This is a genomic window from Candidatus Woesearchaeota archaeon, from assembly GCA_016192995.1.
Lineage (GTDB): Archaea > Nanobdellota > Nanobdellia > Woesearchaeales > DSVV01 > JACPTB01.
The window spans coordinates 75,145-91,752 of sequence record JACPTB010000004.1; the positions used below are offsets into that span (position 1 = coordinate 75,145).

General features: G+C 33.2%; 16 protein-coding genes and 1 tRNA gene. 11 read left to right on the forward strand and 6 right to left on the reverse strand.

Translation table 11 applies throughout. The features are described from left to right. Positions 1 to 14: 14 nt before the first annotated feature. Positions 15 to 518, forward strand: a complete 504-nt coding sequence (locus HYY69_03455) for a hypothetical protein (GenBank protein MBI3032506.1) — start codon at positions 15 to 17, stop codon at positions 516 to 518. Positions 519 to 531: 13 nt separating this feature from the next. Here the strand turns inward: HYY69_03455 and HYY69_03460 are convergent, their stop codons facing one another. Continuing rightward, complete coding sequence (locus HYY69_03460; GenBank protein ID MBI3032507.1) at positions 532 to 1,440, reverse strand: hypothetical protein; 909 nt, start codon at positions 1,438 to 1,440, stop codon at positions 532 to 534. A gap of 257 nt (positions 1,441 to 1,697) precedes the next feature. On the opposite strand from HYY69_03460, the gene HYY69_03465 reads away from it, so the two are divergent. From HYY69_03465 to HYY69_03480, 4 genes are all read left to right on the forward strand, one after another. Continuing rightward, positions 1,698 to 1,781 (forward strand) — tRNA-Leu (locus tag HYY69_03465). Between the two features lie 93 nt (positions 1,782 to 1,874). Beyond that, entirely contained in the window at positions 1,875 to 3,284 is a 1,410-nt protein-coding gene (locus tag HYY69_03470; protein MBI3032508.1) for a hypothetical protein, read from the forward strand. Positions 3,285 to 3,316: 32 nt separating this feature from the next. Further along, a complete protein-coding gene (locus HYY69_03475) occupies positions 3,317 to 5,539 on the forward strand; it encodes a YfhO family protein (GenBank protein MBI3032509.1) in 2,223 nt (740 codons plus the stop codon). After that, positions 5,508 to 7,616, forward strand: a complete 2,109-nt coding sequence (locus HYY69_03480; GenBank protein ID MBI3032510.1) for a transglutaminase domain-containing protein — start codon at positions 5,508 to 5,510, stop codon at positions 7,614 to 7,616. Before HYY69_03475 ends, HYY69_03480 begins: the two co-directional genes overlap by 32 nt. A 154-nt stretch (positions 7,617 to 7,770) precedes the next feature. Here the strand turns inward: HYY69_03480 and serS are convergent, their stop codons facing one another. Next, entirely contained in the window at positions 7,771 to 9,045 is a 1,275-nt protein-coding gene (gene serS, locus HYY69_03485; GenBank protein MBI3032511.1) for a serine--tRNA ligase, read from the reverse strand. Between the two features lie 117 nt (positions 9,046 to 9,162). Here serS and HYY69_03490 point away from each other — a divergent pair, with 117 nt between their 5' ends. Further along, positions 9,163 to 9,486, forward strand: coding sequence for a zinc ribbon domain-containing protein (locus HYY69_03490; protein ID MBI3032512.1), 324 nt, complete (start codon positions 9,163 to 9,165; stop codon positions 9,484 to 9,486). Between the two features lie 5 nt (positions 9,487 to 9,491). On the opposite strand, the gene HYY69_03495 is transcribed toward HYY69_03490, so the two are convergent. The 4 genes from HYY69_03495 to HYY69_03510 form a co-directional block, all read right to left on the reverse strand. Continuing rightward, on the reverse strand, positions 9,492 to 10,082 hold the full coding sequence (locus tag HYY69_03495) for a hypothetical protein (GenBank protein MBI3032513.1): 591 nt from the start codon (positions 10,080 to 10,082) through the stop codon (positions 9,492 to 9,494). After that, the gene (locus HYY69_03500; GenBank protein ID MBI3032514.1) at positions 10,082 to 10,729 is read right to left on the reverse strand and encodes a nucleotidyl transferase AbiEii/AbiGii toxin family protein; all 648 of its coding nucleotides are present in this window, start codon (positions 10,727 to 10,729) and stop codon (positions 10,082 to 10,084) included. The genes HYY69_03495 and HYY69_03500 overlap by 1 nt, the downstream gene beginning before the upstream one ends. Positions 10,730 to 10,885: 156 nt before the next feature. Continuing rightward, positions 10,886 to 11,197, reverse strand: a complete 312-nt coding sequence (locus HYY69_03505; GenBank protein ID MBI3032515.1) for a hypothetical protein — start codon at positions 11,195 to 11,197, stop codon at positions 10,886 to 10,888. Further along, the gene (locus HYY69_03510) at positions 11,175 to 12,029 is read right to left on the reverse strand and encodes a nucleotidyltransferase domain-containing protein (GenBank protein MBI3032516.1); all 855 of its coding nucleotides are present in this window, start codon (positions 12,027 to 12,029) and stop codon (positions 11,175 to 11,177) included. The genes HYY69_03505 and HYY69_03510 overlap by 23 nt, the downstream gene beginning before the upstream one ends. Before the next feature lie 295 nt (positions 12,030 to 12,324). On the opposite strand from HYY69_03510, the gene HYY69_03515 reads away from it, so the two are divergent. From HYY69_03515 to HYY69_03535, 5 genes are all read left to right on the forward strand, one after another. Beyond that, a complete protein-coding gene (locus tag HYY69_03515; protein MBI3032517.1) occupies positions 12,325 to 12,846 on the forward strand; it encodes a hypothetical protein in 522 nt (173 codons plus the stop codon). 398 nt (positions 12,847 to 13,244) lie between these two features. Continuing rightward, positions 13,245 to 13,844: a nucleotidyltransferase domain-containing protein gene (locus HYY69_03520; protein ID MBI3032518.1), complete on the forward strand. Its 600-nt coding sequence runs from the start codon at positions 13,245 to 13,247 to the stop codon at positions 13,842 to 13,844. Then, entirely contained in the window at positions 13,831 to 14,343 is a 513-nt protein-coding gene (locus HYY69_03525) for a HEPN domain-containing protein (protein MBI3032519.1), read from the forward strand. The genes HYY69_03520 and HYY69_03525 overlap by 14 nt, the downstream gene beginning before the upstream one ends. Before the next feature lie 50 nt (positions 14,344 to 14,393). Next, positions 14,394 to 15,467 carry an AAA family ATPase gene (locus HYY69_03530; GenBank protein MBI3032520.1) on the forward strand — a complete coding sequence of 358 codons (1,074 nt, stop codon included), beginning with the start codon at positions 14,394 to 14,396 and terminating at the stop codon, positions 15,465 to 15,467. Beyond that, positions 15,464 to 16,033 carry a threonylcarbamoyl-AMP synthase gene (locus tag HYY69_03535; GenBank protein ID MBI3032521.1) on the forward strand — a complete coding sequence of 190 codons (570 nt, stop codon included), beginning with the start codon at positions 15,464 to 15,466 and terminating at the stop codon, positions 16,031 to 16,033. Before HYY69_03530 ends, HYY69_03535 begins: the two co-directional genes overlap by 4 nt. The last annotated feature ends 575 nt before the right edge of the window (positions 16,034 to 16,608 follow it).

Here is a 16,608-nt window from a genome sequence, read left to right on the forward strand (position 1 = left end):
AAAAGGTTTCAAAAATGCGCAACATTACCTTACGATGGTATAAAAATATAGGTATCATAGTACTGAGTTTTTTGATATTGAGTGTTATTTGGCTGACTGTAATAATTGAGAAAAATGAAAATATTAGCACCATGAATAATCTCTTTCGATTCGCCATAGAACACCACATCGTAATCTTAGTTATCTTAGTGGTTATTGCTGTTGCGTTTGGTTTTTTATGGGCAAATATATTATACCATCAGATCGAAAAAAAAGAAGAAGAAACTAAAAGTATTCTGGACATAGTAGTGCAATTCTTACATAATGAAGAAAAACAGATTTTAAATTATCTTGTAGATAATAAAGGAACAACAACCCAAGCTGAAATTGCCCGGTTGCCTTCTATGAATAGGGTTAAAGCATTTCGTACACTGCAAAAGATGGAAGAAAAGCGATTAATTGAGATTATCCCTCATGGAAAAATAAGAAAAATTATGCTAAAAGAGAATATTCTAGATATAATAAGTAAAAAAGAGTAGGTTGTATAAAGTGCTATGAAGAATTACCAATAGGAGCTGGTGGCATGAACTGTATTTTATCACTCAGTGTTAAATACGTGAAATTAGTAGTTTTATCATATAGCATGAACTTAATGATTTTTTCATTTGCTGCTGTTGGTATAGTTAATTTAGTAAGCACTAATTCAGAAAACGAATTGCCATTTGCGACTGATGAAGCAATTGTGTCTAAAACTTTATTAGCCCACACACTAGGATCCTGATTTTTCTCATATACCAGCATTTTTAATGCAGGAGTAATTGCTTTGCCAACATTATTAACTACGGTATATTTAACTTTAGTAATATCGCCAAAACTTGCGCCGCGCTGCTCAAAAACAATATCTTCAATATATAATGTAACTCCAGATTTTTCCAATTTATATTTATAAGAATTAGGAACAGTAACTACTGAAGATGGTGATGATAACGGTTGTTGGGGTTCAGCTGAGGGCAAAGAAGATTGTTGGGAAATTGATGTTTGTCCTGTAGTTGCAGCTCCAGCAACATCTTTTGGTTGTTTATCTGAAGCTTGTTGTTCTACATTGCTTGCATCAGAAAAAGGTAGAATTGCTTGCGCTTCGTCAATTATTTTAACTAATGGATTCTCAAGTCCTTGGCTGTTATACATATATCCTGCTATAACAAAACCAATAATAATAAATGCAAACGTATGCCCTGCTGAAAGTTTAAGCTTAAGATTATCTTGAATAATATCGCGTGTTAGGGGAATCAATAACAAGGCCAATGCCCACAATATAATTGCTACTATAATTGAAGCTTCGAGGAATTTGTATCCTGCGAGAGCAAATAGAATACCAACAACCCAGCCAAAGATAAGCCCTAAATGAGTAGCATGTTTTTCATGATGGTTGTCATCAAGAAGTGAATCTTCTTCGTTCATAGAGCTGATGTTGTTTAACTCCATTTATATATTTTACTGGAACGGCGTTATTGAAAAGCTCTCTTTGCAAAGCAAAGGTTGCCATCGGCTCAGCTTCAAATAAATTATATAGATGGTACTTTTCTCTCTGGAACCTCGAAAAGTACTCGAATTTGATTTCAATTAGCTTCGCAGTATTGATGGCAACATCAAGCTTTTCAATAACGCTACTGGAACAAAACGCATATAAAGTAATGGAGAAAACATAGTTGATACGTGCGGGGGTGGGAGAGCGGCCAAATCCGCTAGCTTGAGGGGCTAGTCCCTTAGTGGGTTCGCGTGTTCGAATCACGTCCCCCGCATCATATTCTTATTTAATACAATATTTCGTCGTAAGATTTATAATACTAGTAATATTCCCTTATATCGCTTTAATATTTAAAAAGGTAGTAACAATGGGAAGATTAATATCTTTAGATGAATTAACAGGAATGGCAGATTTTGAAACCATGAAGGTTCTTCTTACACCTGGAAGTGTTCCTAATTTAGAGACTCAAAGAACCCAAAAATTAGGAAAAGTGATTTATGCACATTTTGGTAGAAATTCTGGAGCTATGTGGTTACCTACTGAATTAATAATATCGGGTTCAACAGTAGATAATGTAGCCATTCAAGCAAATCTTGATCGAGTACTATTTAATTTAGCTGGTATGCAAATTGCATCACCGGGAAACCAATATGGATTAAATGGCATTGGTGGAGATGTTGTAATCAATACAGCATTGAAAAGAGATGGAATCGAACAAGAAGTCGTTATCTTACCACAGGCTGAATTAAGAGGAAAAGGTAATTCTAACACGATGAAAATCCTAAATATTGATCATCCTTTAACAGAAGATTATGAAGGCATGATTCAAGCGATGGTTGTTTTAGGTGCGCGATCAGGATTTCCTGCTCCTTATGTCAGAATGGAATTTGTAGCAGACCAAAGAAACGGTATGGCAATTGCAGATGCTAGATTACAAGGAACAGTGATAGGTACTACCTTTTCATTTACTGATCCAAATGTGCCAAATTATCAATCTGCAGCATCGCCAAAAACACTTGTTGCTAAACCAACATCTATTCATGGGCATCATACTGAATTAGGAAAGATTGCAGGAAGATATTTGCCACGATTAGATGATTTTCTTAAACATATTGGAACAACTGAAGACACAGCGTATTATTTGCCAAATGGTATGCTTGCAGATGCACGCTGTTTTAATATACTTTATTTTACCTATCCAGATAAGCATGGAACAATAAAAGCTATTTTTGTTGAACCAAGTGAAGGTAATTATTTTTTTAGTGGAAAAACTGATGCAACATTACGAATGATATTAGGTGATGAAAGAACAAAAGTAGGTAATATAGAAGTAGCAATTGTAAAATCTCCTCGTGATTTTGCGTACCATGCTGGATTAGAAGGAACAACTGAATTTGAACATTTAACAGGAAGAGATTTAACTAATTATGTTATCCAAACTAAAATTGCTTACATGGTTTTATTAGGAACATATAAATCATTGATTGGGGTTAATGGAATTACAGTTTTAGATAAAAGAAACAACCCTGCTGAGATTTTCTTTCAACCTTCAGATGCAGTAAGAGCTGCAGTGAATAGTGCTAATGATGTATTGATCAGAACATGCTATGCTGTTAATGGAGGAACTCCCTTAACATCAGATCCACACATGTCCGGAATTTACGATGCAGAAGCAGCTCGAAAGGGAAAATTAGTTCGAATTCCTATGACACCAGAAACAAGATTAGAAGATACTGTGGAAAGATATGTTCATGGGCAATTCAAATTTGTCGCATAAAATTTTATATAGGATAAATGTTTCTTCAAAATATGCATAACCAGGAAACAGAGTATATCTCAAAAAAACAAGTAATTATCATTCTATCATTAGTTACTTTATTCCACCTCATTAATGTTATCGGTGTATTCAAAGGCGCTATGCCCAATGGCGGAGATACCGGCACTCATTATCAGCTTCTTCAGGAAACAGTACGATCATTAAAAGGCGAACCATGGTGGGATAATGCTTATCAATTAGGATTTCCTATGTTTCTTTTTTATGCCCCATTACCTTATCTTGCAGTAGGATTAGTGCACATCATAACCTTTATTCCTTTACTGTTTTTATTCAAGCTTTCAATCCTCTTATTCTTCTTATCATTTCCATTAATTATTTACCAATCTGCAAGGTTATTCAATTTCACAAAACTCCATGCAGTAATTGCTGCAGCGATTTCTTTATTATTTTCCTCAGAATTTGGCTTTGGCATTGAACATCGAGTAATGTTTGACTTTGGCTTATACTCGCAGCTCTGGGGGCTGTTATTCTTGCCTTTAGCATTAGGATATAGCTATCAATATTTTATTGAAAGCAAACCTGAATTCCTTTGGAAAACACTGTTGTTTTCATTTTTAACCTTCACTTCACATTTGTTTCTTGGTATTATCCTTATTTTAGCGATGGGTATACTGATACTTGCTGGGCATAAAATTACCAAAGAACTAATGAAGAAATCTCTTCTTTTTGGCATAGTATTTCTTATAAGTATTTCGTTCTTTGTTATTCCCTACTTAATCAACAAAGAATATTATGGTGGATTAAATTTAGATGATCCTTTAAGAAATAATGGTTATGGCATTACTGAAACTTTAAAATTCTTTATAACAGGAAAATTATTTGACTATAGAAGTGTTGTTAACATTTCAATACTCACCTTACTGGTTCTAGGAAGTTTAATCCTCTTTACTTTGAAAAAAGAGCATCGACAAGATTCTCGCTTACGGTTTTTAATATATTGTCTGCTGATTAGTTTATTCTTTATTGCAGGGAAGAAGAGCTTTAACTTTATTAATTATATCCCTATTATTAATGAATTACAAACCTTCAGATTCATTGCATTGCTGCATTTTTCAGCTATTTTTCTCGTTAGTTGGCTTGTCACGCTTATGTTCAATTTTACACAGGGAAGAATAGCAAAAACTTTAGTAAGATATACTATGTACCTTATACTTATCATCATTCTACTACTTCCCTACATTGATAATATTTATGCATATACATTTCATACAACACCTGACATAACTTTCAACAGTGATAATTATTTTGAAATTGCAGAACAACTCAAAGCGTTGCCGGATAACGGAAGAATTAAAATTGATATAACCAATATGCCAAGGGCAATTACCTTCATAAATTCGTTTCCTGTTTTTACCAACAAAGCTCAGACAAATGGGAATGGGATTGGTTACCATGATTCATTAAATACCTATTATCTTGGATTTCCAAAGAATTTTCCCTTTAATTACTCAAAGCTGTTTAATATACAATATCAACTTGAAAGAGACAATGCCACCAAGAAATATGTTATTAAACCAGAAGCTTCAGACAATTATATAGAACTTGGTCATGCAAGGTATGTATTATACACCACACCGAAAGAAGCGCGAGGGATAAATTTGTTATGGAGCTGGAGCGGGTTGCCTTTATACAATGAATATTTCATTATAAGCAAAAACCCTGAAGTAGTTGAAAAATATATTGAGGTGAATATTAAGGAAAATAAAGAATTTGTGGTAAAGACCATAAATCCAGAAGGAAAGTCAACAACAAGCATTCAGATGGACAAGGCACCCTTAGTTAAACTGCATGATGAAGTTAAACGTGGCGATGGATTCATTAAAAGCTTGAAAAAAGATATTCGCGACTGCGGCGATGTAATTACCGAAACTGCAACTAAAGGCCATTACACTGCTGAAATAGAAGCGGTAAGAGACGATTGTTTAGTGATTTTAAAGGCAACCTATCATCCTGATTGGGAAGCAAAAATTGATGGCAACAAAACAAAAACCTATGAAGTAAGCCCCAGCTATATTGCCATTGATGCTCCCCGCGGCAAACATACTGTTGTTTTTACGTTTAAAATTTCGTGGTTGAGAAAAGCTTTAATAATGATATCATTATTATCATTAGTTTTAACTTATTGGATTTTAAGAAAAAAAGAACCTACAAAAAATGGACAACATGGAAAAGAAAAAAATAATAACCCTCTTTAGTTGTGTCGTTATCCTCCTCACTATTGCAGGAATAGCACTATCAAAAGAAGATACTCCGCTTGATCATGATGATAACTGGTTCTATGAAAGTAAAGAAATTGTAACCGATTTTACTATTAACACCAAGTTAAAGATTGTGCCTGCCAGCGAGAAATATATCTTAGAAAAAGTGATCACTGATCTTTCATTTTATCCGCGAGAAGATTATCGGCAAAAAATTCTTTCTTTGGAAACAGAGCCAAAACCTGCAGAAATTAATGATAATTTGCAATTTATCTGGTATCAGCCAAAAGAGGATGAACTGGAAATTAAAGTAAGTGCTCGCGTGGATATAGAAAACAAATTTGTGAGAGTAAAAGAAAGAGTGCCTTTTCCTGTCCAGAAAATACCCGCAAAAGAAAAACAGTATCTTCAGGAAACAACATTAATCGATTTTTCAAAAAATGGGATTCAAAAATTAGCAAATGATCTTTCAGAAGGTGAAACCGACGAATATGAAGTGGTGTTCACCATTGCAAATTGGGTGAAGAATAATATTGAATATAGTTTAAGCACGGTAACTGCGGATGCAGCGTTACCCGCGAGTTGGGTTTTAGAGAATAGAAAAGGAGTCTGTGATGAATTAACTAATCTCTTTATTGCTATGTTAAGATCAGTCGGAATTCCTGCAAGATTTGTTGCTGGGTATTCTTACACTAATTCAGAACTCTTCACTACAAATTGGGGCCCTCATGGCTGGGCTGAAGTGTATTTTCCCGAATATGGCTGGATTCCTTTTGATGTTACCTATGGTGAATTTGGGTTTGTCGATGCAACGCATATTAAACTGAAAGAAAGCCTTGATGCCGATAAAACCTCGACAAAGTATGAATGGCATGGGAGAGATGTTAATTTAGAAGTAAGTCCTCTTGAGTTTGAAGCCAAGGTAGTCGAACAAAAGGGAAAAGTCGATAAAAATATTATCGTTGAATCCCAGATATTAGGTGATGAAGTAACTATCGGTTCGCATAATCTGCTTGTCGTAAGCGTTGAAAATACAAAAGATTATTATGTTCCTGTAGAACTACTCACCTCTAAAAGTGAGGGGTTAACTATTTATAATCCTGAAAGGGCAGTTCTTTTAAAACCATTGGAAAAAAGAAAATTATTATGGAAAATCAGAACTGATGGCAACCTTGACGGAGATTATGTATACACTTTTTTCATAAATACCTATACTATTTTAAACGAATCTGACACCATTTCCTTTAACGTTAAAAAAGAAGCAACATTATTCTCTGAAAAGGATATTAATGAAATCATAGATGTCGAGCTTAAAAAAGTGCAGAAAAGTTATGAACAAAAAATAGACTTAGCATGCGCTCCTGAAAATGAAGCTTACTACCAAGATGAGGAAGCAACCATACTCTGCACCATTAAGAATACCGGAAATAGCATTATTAAAGACTTAAATGTGTGCAGCCAGGATTGCCTTGAACAGGATTTGCTCATAGCTGAGGAGAAGAGCGTCAAGTTCAAAATGAAAAATCTTAACCTAGGGCAGCAAAATATCAATATTAAAGCAAAAAATAAACAGATAGCAATGTATGTTCCTGTAACGCTTAAAATTCTTGACAGACCAATGATAGAACTATTGGTGATACATGCTCCAGAAAAAATAACTATTGACGATACCTTTAAAATTGAATTTAAAGCAAAAAAAAAATCAGCAAGCAACCCTAACAATGTTGAGGTGATCATACGTTATAATGAAAAAAGTGAAACATGGCATATCAATGAATTGGAAAACGAGCAAACATTTATCTTGAATGTTAATCCTTACGACCTGTACAAACCAGAAAATAATATTATCATTGAAACAGCATTTTATGATCAAGAGGAAAATAGGTATCATGAAGAAAAAACCTTAATGATCAATTTAGAACCTTTGACAACAAAGCAAAAGATGCTCTTGCTTCTTAAAAATCCTCAGGCAAAAGGCGCTGTATTAATCATCATAGGAGCTGCAAGTTTTATTGGTTTAATCCTGTTTATGATTGGTTGGAAGCAATTGACAAAACATCATAAACAGAAATAAGTACGTAATAAGTCTTCACTAGGTTTTAGCGCCAGTTCAGCTTCACTTGTAATTAAACATTGGATTTTTCTCTCTGGCACTCCGAAAAATCCTCAATAAAGATATCGAGGAGCTTCACAAAAGTAGGCGCTAAAACCCAAGACTTATTACGTACTTATTTCAGTACTTTCTTTCCATTCATATAAGGCACAAGAATTTTTGGAACAGTTATTGAACCATCTTTATTCTGGTAGTTTTCAAGAATAGCTACTAATGCCCGAGGTGTAGCGACTGCTGTTGAGTTTAGGGTATGGGCAAATTGCTTCTCTCCACCCTGTTTTCCTATTTTTATATTTAAACGGCGTGCTTGATACTCTGTGCAATTAGAACACGAAACTACTTCTTTATATTCCTGTGTTCTTGGCATCCATGCTTCAATATCATATTTCTTAGCTGCAACTGTTCCAATATCGCCGGTACATATATTCACGACTCGATACGGTATTTCAAGCTCTTGGAACAATTCTTCAGCATTTTTTAACAACTCTTCATGCATTTTCCAGCTTTGTTCAGGTTTACCTATAATAATCTGCTCTACTTTTTGAAATTGATGCACTCTAAATAATCCTTTTTCATCAATCCCATGGCTTCCAATTTCTTTTCTAAAACAAGGACTGATTCCTACCAATTTTAAAGGAATATCTTCTTCATCAAGGACTTCATTCATGAACATAGCAGTTAATGGGTGTTCTGAGGTAGCTATCAGATACGCATCATGATTTTCAATCTTATACATCACATTTTCAAAATCATGCAAATCAGTAACTCCTTCATAGGCTTTTCTCGTCATCATTAAGGGCGGCTCAACGAGCATAAAGCCTTTTTTCGTCATCATATCAATCGTAAACCTTATCAGCGCTTGATTTAGTAATGCAAGATCTCCCTTAAGAAAATAAAAACCAGCACCAGTAATTTTTCTTGCCCGATCAAAATCAGCGAGCATTAATTTTTCAACAACCTGATGATGAGGCAATAATTCAAACTCTGGTTTTTTAGGCTTGCCAAATGTTCTTATTACTACATTCTCTTTGTCATCTTTACCATAAGGGACAGAGTCATGGAGAATATTAGGTATTTGATACAAAGCATCTTTTAATTTTAACTCAAGAACAGTAATCTGTTCTTGAATACCTTGAATTTTTCCAGGAATAGCTTTGATCTTTAGAACAAGTTTTTTAATGTCTTTACCTTGCTTTTTAAGATCATTTATCTCCTTGCTTGCTTCATTCTGCTTATGCTGCAGTTCTTGAATCCCTGTTTGCAAAGCACGTTTTTCTTTGTCTAAGTTAAGAATTGTTTCAACTATTTTTAGTTTTTCAATATCTTTTCTTTTTTTCAAATCTTGTCTAATGATGTTAGGGCTCTCACGAATTATTTTAATATCAATCATGCTGTAGGGAGGAATTTATAGGATTTATATTCTTTGTTGTTTTTTGTACGTTGAAAGCTTAGCTTTCAACGTACCATTAGGGAAAAAGTATTAAAACAAGTAAATCAGTAAAATAGCATGACTTCAATCCATGGCAGCATATTTATCATCGTAGGTATCATTATTGGAGGAATTTCATTCATAAAAGAAGAACTCTTATTCTTCAGATATGCAAGCCTTGTTTTTCTGGTGTATGGTATTTTTAAAGTAGTAATTGCCTATACCAATGCGAACAAAAATGATAAAAACACGCTGAAAGTAGATCAGCAGCAAGCAATACATCCAGCATTAGCGAGACAGCAGGAAATCATGAAACAGGAAAATGTATTTTGCAGAAAATGCGGCAGTCAATTATCAGTTTTTGATAATTTCTGCAGTTACTGCGGGAATAAACTACGATAGGTGAATTAAGATAATAACTTTAACACTTGTAATCGCAGTAAATGTGGATATTGTTTAAGATACCGCTTTACTTTCTTACTATCTAATCTCTTCTTAAATTCATGTAATAAATCCTTACTAGTCTTCTGTTTGAAATAAACCATATCAATAAACGTTTTTTCAATATCAGAATAAGGAAAATAGAAATCACCTACCTGATGATACTCAATTCCAAAAAAATATTTTTTATCGAGCCGTCTTACTAACACATTAATGTCTTGAACTTTTCTTATACCCTGTCGCACTCGTTGATATGTTATAATGATAGGTATAGTTTCTTGTTCCCATAGATTATGAAAGCTTAAAGCATCTTGCAAGCCAAGATAGCTCGGTTTATAACAGAAAGCAAGTAAGTTTGGATCATCATATAATGAATAATACCCTTTGGCAATTGTCTTTATCTTGTCCGCAAGAAGCAAATTTCGTATGAGTTGTTTCGCATACAACGTTTTATTCTTAGTTCTGGCTCTGATAATCATTTCAATAGACTTAAAACTAACAACGGGAGTTTTTTTGAATAAAGCTTCGACTTGTTTCTGATAATATTGTTTACCCATTATAATTTCCTTTTAATATAAGCTAGCATATCATCTGTACGTGGCACAAGACCTTGTATGATAATGGACTTGAGATCTTGTTTATCGATTGGTTGCTCAAAATGTTTAACCAAACGTGCAAGATCGTCCTTTATTCGTTTAGTATCTGAGATGTATTTAAGGAGAAAATATATATCATATAAATCTCGTATTTTTTTCCTTGACAAATAAGCTGAAACTTTTTCTTTGATTAAATCTTTAACAGATAATGTGCACACCGATAAGATAGTGCCATCACTAGCTCGATAATCAGCTAATTCATCCTGCTTAGATAAAAACAATCCTTCAAACCGAACACTTGTTTTATTAAATTCTAAGATAGAATATAAACTCTTGTCCAATATTCTCTTCTTTTTAATAACAAAACCCTTTTTCTCTAAACGTTCAAAAAAAGCATTAATCTGAGATACTTGCTTAGGGAAATACACATCAATATCTTCAGAGAACCTGTTTCCATGATAACAACGCCAGATCGCAGTTCCTCCATGAAGCACTGCGCGATTAAACAGGGTGTAGAGTTCCTTAACTATTAAATCCTGTGCTTGGGCAATATCTTTATGCTGCTGTCGTTTTAAGGTTAACATAAGCGGTATATCCATAATCATCATCTATTATAATCAACTAAGGTTACTAATATATATAACTTTCGTTTATTTATGTTTTATAACTTATATGAATCCCCTTACTACCTCTATAACACATGGGCTTATTTGACAACATGCTAAAAGAAGGTGAATCTTTATTCAAAAATGAGGCAGCTTTGTTCACCTAAGATTTAATTCACGTAATAATTCAACAACGTAACATATAATTTCCTCATCATTAAAATGCTTAATATCTTGATATTTATCCAGTTTCTTACTGCAACGTTTAACAGCGAGTTCTTTAATTAAATCAATATCTTCACTATTCCAATTTCCTGCAGCTTTCTCAGAACTCAACAACGCATAAAGCTCTTCTTCATGCTGAAGATGTTTAATACTTTCAGGATGATTAGTGTAATCAACAAGAATTCTATGGGCAGCCCATAATCCAATAAAAACTGCTAATGCTTCAAGATCTTTTCTTTTGCTCATATTTAAGCGCCTTTTCAAGAGAGTGATATAAATAACGGAGATAGCATAACGCTATTTTACGCTGAACAGGATTGCTAGTATTATTTTTTAGAGCGAGAGCTGTTGCAGAGCCTATATTCTCTTGCATCACTCGAAGTAATTGGTTATGATTAACTTTTTTCTTTAGAAATTGATTTATTGCAAGACAGGTTCGTAAAGCATTATAAATATATTTAGACTCAATCTGTGAGCTTGTCTCAAGGATGGTATCTATTTCTAATAACTCTCTCCATAAATACCACCTATTAACAATGAGTTTTTTTCCCAGTTTAATAGCACCGTAAATAACGTTATGATCTTCTAACATATGGTGAAGCAATGGATTATAGGGATAATGTTTTTTAAGATAACTATGTTCAATAAGCATAATATCAATAGGAACAGTAACCGCAGATTCTATTTTCTTCTTCAGCTTATATTTATCCATCTGTGTTTTCCATAATTTCTTTTTAACAACAATCATTATATCAATATCACCATAATAGGTATGATTATTTCTTACATATCCTCCAAAAAGAACAATTGCCTGAATATGGGAACTAACATCAGATAACGCCGATAATAATTTTTGTTTTAATACAATATCCTCACGTTCATATTTTCTCCTGCGATAGTCGAGCAAAGGAAGCAGGTTAAGTTGAGATGCATATCTGGCAGCAGCTAATTTTGGTCTAATTGACCTGCTCAAATAATTACTCTCTGTTTGCGTAATTGGCTTATTGTTCAAACGCGCCGTAACTACATCAATCTCTCGAGGACTTAAAATAGGTTTCAATTGCTGTCGTTCAATCATATAACTATTATAATAGTTAAGTCATATTTAAAGATTTCTAATGGTGTTAGTATTTTAATATGTCAAGAACCACCATTACGGAAATCCGTCGTGAACTTCGTTCATGCCATCTGGTTTGTGACCGGTGGTTCTTGAGCACAACGCTCGATATCCTATCCACCATTGAAACAATAGGTGGAATCTCGGTTGTTTGAACATAGCAAATATATTCTACAACATATATTTCACAGCATGAATATATATATATATACTCATTTTCAAAAAGATAGTACGTATTATTCAAAGAGGTGTTATTATGAATAAAAAAGCTTTATCAACAATGATGGCAGTATTTCTCGTTCTTACTATCGGAGCAGTAGGTTATGTAATAGGTACTTCCTCAGGAGCAACTGGTTTTGCAGTAAAGACAACAAACATAGATTCTGCAAATGTATGCAGATACGGAGAAAAACAATGTGGATTTGGAGTAGGAAAAGACACAACTAAAAAAGCATATAGTGTATGTGACGACATATCTGTTGAACCTGAAGATGAAGGTAAGACTGGATACCAAATATGCCAAAAACAAGAATCATTCAAAGAATGTGATTTTATAGAAGTTAATATAAGGTATATCTATCTCTCATCTGCTGATAACAGTTGTAGTGGAGGACGACAATTTGAATATGATAATACACATAGTCTACCTTGCACCGAAGTAGTATACAGCCCCAATATACAGAATAAGTGTAATTTAATGAATTATAACAATGCTGTTGAACCTCTCTACGGTGACAGTACCAGTGAAAGAATTTCTCATGTATATTGTTGCAAATAATCTGTTTTATTTTTCTTCTTTCTTTATCCAAAAATTATTTATACTTGTTTCATCTTTATACTAATATAAATGACACTTATTTACACAGATCATTTAAAATTACGATTATTACTTAGGAAAATACCTTACGAATATCCTGGGATAAAACATGAATAAACGATATCATTATGATAAAAAATCAGAAAAAACAAATGATTCTTAAAAATTGAATTTACTATTCCACGACCAATATAAATCCCTCTGCTCTCTTGGTATGATATGGGCTTATTTGATAACATATTAAAAGAAGGTGAATCATTATTCAAAAACGAAGTAGTCTTAGACTTCTCATTCCAGCCAAAACTCGCATAAATCATAAAATATATAAACGTTTAAGTTATTACAACAATTGTTTAAAAATGTTAAACATAATAAATAAAGGATACCTTGACATATTGAGGTTATTTTACGCAAGTAAAGACAGTATCCATCTTAGAGAAATCGCTAAAAAAGCAAAACTTAATGAAAATAGCGCATACAGATTCTTAACTAAATTAGAAAAAGACAAGATTCTAAAATCAGAAAAAGAAGGAAACATGAAATTTTTCTCATTAAAAAACAATAAAAAAACAGACTCAATACTCACTTTTTTTGACATAGAAAGATATGAAAAGCTGCCTTCAATAAGAAGAACTGCAATAGAAACTTACCTTAACCATCTGCCAAAACAGCCAATATTTGCAATAATTTTTGGATCAACTGCAAAAAACACTTTTAGAGATGATTCAGATATAGATATTCTTATCGTAACTAATGAAAGAATAAAAACAAATCAAGCAGAAGATAATGCAGGAGCGCAATCAGCATTAAAAGTGAGCACATTCCAGATAACATATAAAGATTTCAAAAGAGAGATTAAATTAAAAAATGATATGGTAATTCAGTCTGCAATAGCATCAGGATTTCCATTGATTAATCACATTAAATATTACGAGGATCTTCAAAATGCAAAAATATGAGTTAGACAAATACCTAAACAGCCCTGAATTAATAAGTGAAAAAATCAGCGAATTCATTAAGAAAGAGATTATAAAAACAGAAAACAGAGAGAATACCGAAATCCAAGGGCATTTGTTAAAGTCAGAACGAAATCTAAAGTTTGTAAATGATACTATCCAACTTGATTATTTTGACTGGGCAATAACCGGTTGTTATTATGCGTCATATCATGCTGCATTAGCTTTGATAATGACAAAAGGGTTTTCATGTAAAAATCATTTGGCAACCATTTTACTGTTAATTAAAAACTTTTATAATAAAGGATTAAATAAAGAAGATATTCAATCACTCGTAACTCTTTTAGATTATCAGGACATCTTATTTTATGTTGAATCAAAAAACAAAAGAGAAGATGCAACATATTCAACCAAAACTGCATATACAAAACAAGATGTTGAACAATTAAGAATCAAATCAACATTATTTGTATCAAAAGTAAAAGATATGCTTAAAAATTAAGTGAGGTATATCCACAACCAATATAAATCCCTCTGCTCTCTTAGTGTGATATGGGCTTATTTGATAACATGTTAAAAGAAGGTGAATCATTATTCAAAAATGAAGTAGCCTTAGACTTCTCCTTCCAACCAAAACTCCTGCCTTATAGAGAAAAAGAACAACGACAAATAGCAGCTGACATTAAACCATTGTTTCAAAAGCTTAATGGAAGAAATGCCTTAATCTACGGCAAACCAGGCATTGGAAAAACTGTGGCAATTAAACATGTCTTCAAGGAATTAGAAGAACAATCTGAAGAAGTTCTCTCTATATACATTAATTGCTGGCAAAAAAACACCAGTTACAAAATTGTCCTTGATATTTGCGATCAAATTGGCTATAAATTCACCCAAAACAAAAAAACAGAGGAATTATGGAAAATTGTTCAAGAAAGATTAAACAAAACTTCAGTTGCTCTTGCCTTAGATGAAGTTGATAAATTAGAAGAGTATGATTTCATATATATTTTTCTCGAAGATATATACCGAAAATCAATATTTCTCATTTCAAATTACAAAGAATGGTTTATTAATTTAGATAATAGAATTAAATCACGGTTAAATGCCGAGATTCTTGAATTCAACCCTTATAATTATGAGGAAACAAAAGGTATTCTTGAACAGAGAAGAGACTTTGCCTTTGTATCAAATATCTGGGATGATGATGCATTTAGATTAGTAGTGGAAGCAAGTTTTGCCGTGAAAGATATTAGAACTGGTTTACATCTTATGAGGGAATCTGGCTTGCTCGCTGAAGATGCTAGCGCAAAAAAAATAACTTTGGAAGAAGTGAAAAAAGCGCTGCAAAAACTCGATCAATTAGGCGTGAAAGATGATCTTAAGCTTGACGATGAAACTGACTTTATTTTAGATATTATTAAATTAAATTCCGGGAAAAAGATTGGTGACTTATATAAATTATATCAAGATAACAAAGGTGAAAGTTCCTACAAAACGTTTAAGCGAAAAATAGATAAGTTAGAAGAGGGAAAATTTATTTCAACGAAAAAAATCCCTGGCGGTGTTGATGGAAGCACCACGATGGTAACCTATGAAAGTGTTGTGCGATTGAGTGATTTTACATGAACATACTGACCAAGGAAGAATTCTTCAAAGAACGTAGAAAATATCAGAACATGATTAAAAAAGGCGCGGTTTTTATTTACCCAACGGACACTATTTATGGATTAGGATGTGATGCAACAAATAAAACAGCCGTTAGAAAAATACGGCAATTAAAAGCGCGACCTGATAATCCCTTGTCAATCATTCCTCCTTCCAAAGAATGGATTGAAGAAAACTGCGAAGTATTTGGTCAAGGCATTGACTGGCTTGAAAAATTGCCTGGACCATACACTTTAATATTCAAATTAAAAGAAGAAGAATCTATTGCACCTGAAGTAAACAATAATTCTGAGACATTAGGTGTACGAATTCCAGATACATGGATTTCAGCAGTCGTCAAGGAACTTGACCTACCATTAGTAACAACAAGTGTCAATGAAGCAGGAAAGCCTTATATGACAAGCTTGGAAGATATTGAAGAAAAAATAAAAAATTCTGTTGATTTTATTATTTATGAAGGCAAAAAAGAATCAAAACCATCAACAGTCATTAATCTGATAGATGGAGAAGTTGTTGTAGAGAGATAATTGAAATTTAAGTAAGGGGCTGATATAATATGAGTCTAAGAATCAGAGGTATTAAATTAGAATCTGATATAGTTGAAATAAGCTTTACATTGATGGCGTATTAAATAAATATTGCTTAACATTAAAAGATGATACACATATGAAGATAGATGATACAAGTAGACTTGAAAGAGATTACTGTTTTCTGGGGTAATTCATGGGTTAATTCTGCCAAAGAAACATTAGAAAGAATTAAAAAAAGTGGAAAGAGAACAACATAATTGTTTACTGGCATGTCCAAAAACTATCGGCTCTGGTGAAAATCTTTCAGGTTTTAGCGCCAGTTCAGCTTCATATGTGACTAAACATTGGATTTTTCTCTCTGGAACCTCGAAAAATCCCCGGTGTTGACTAAGAAGAGCTTCACGAAATAGGCGCTAAAACTACATTTTCACCAGAGCCATTTAAATCGGCTCTGTCCCGAGAGATATGGCTTCCCATAACCTAAATAAGCTATTTCCCAATCGTTCAATGTTATAACTAAGAATTTTCCATGCTAGTTCTTTTGTTTTGTTAATTCTTTTTCTCGCTCTGAC

Excerpts from the sequence above, each read along its gene's own strand:
- HYY69_03455 (MBI3032506.1), top strand. The coding sequence starts at position 15 with ATGCGCAACATTACCTTACGATGGTATAAAAATATAGGTATCATAGTA.
- HYY69_03460 (MBI3032507.1), bottom strand. The coding sequence starts at position 1,440 with ATGAACGAAGAAGATTCACTTCTTGATGACAACCATCATGAAAAACAT.
- HYY69_03470 (MBI3032508.1), top strand. The coding sequence starts at position 1,875 with ATGGGAAGATTAATATCTTTAGATGAATTAACAGGAATGGCAGATTTT.
- HYY69_03475 (MBI3032509.1), top strand. The coding sequence starts at position 3,317 with ATGCATAACCAGGAAACAGAGTATATCTCAAAAAAACAAGTAATTATC.
- HYY69_03480 (MBI3032510.1), top strand. The coding sequence starts at position 5,508 with ATGGAAAAGAAAAAAATAATAACCCTCTTTAGTTGTGTCGTTATCCTC.
- serS (MBI3032511.1), bottom strand. The coding sequence starts at position 9,045 with ATGATTGATATTAAAATAATTCGTGAGAGCCCTAACATCATTAGACAA.
- HYY69_03490 (MBI3032512.1), top strand. The coding sequence starts at position 9,163 with ATGACTTCAATCCATGGCAGCATATTTATCATCGTAGGTATCATTATT.
- HYY69_03495 (MBI3032513.1), bottom strand. The coding sequence starts at position 10,082 with ATGGGTAAACAATATTATCAGAAACAAGTCGAAGCTTTATTCAAAAAA.
- HYY69_03500 (MBI3032514.1), bottom strand. The coding sequence starts at position 10,729 with ATGATGATTATGGATATACCGCTTATGTTAACCTTAAAACGACAGCAG.
- HYY69_03505 (MBI3032515.1), bottom strand. The coding sequence starts at position 11,197 with ATGAGCAAAAGAAAAGATCTTGAAGCATTAGCAGTTTTTATTGGATTA.
- HYY69_03510 (MBI3032516.1), bottom strand. The coding sequence starts at position 12,029 with ATGATTGAACGACAGCAATTGAAACCTATTTTAAGTCCTCGAGAGATT.
- HYY69_03515 (MBI3032517.1), top strand. The coding sequence starts at position 12,325 with ATGAATAAAAAAGCTTTATCAACAATGATGGCAGTATTTCTCGTTCTT.
- HYY69_03520 (MBI3032518.1), top strand. The coding sequence starts at position 13,245 with ATGTTAAACATAATAAATAAAGGATACCTTGACATATTGAGGTTATTT.
- HYY69_03525 (MBI3032519.1), top strand. The coding sequence starts at position 13,831 with ATGCAAAAATATGAGTTAGACAAATACCTAAACAGCCCTGAATTAATA.
- HYY69_03530 (MBI3032520.1), top strand. The coding sequence starts at position 14,394 with ATGGGCTTATTTGATAACATGTTAAAAGAAGGTGAATCATTATTCAAA.
- HYY69_03535 (MBI3032521.1), top strand. The coding sequence starts at position 15,464 with ATGAACATACTGACCAAGGAAGAATTCTTCAAAGAACGTAGAAAATAT.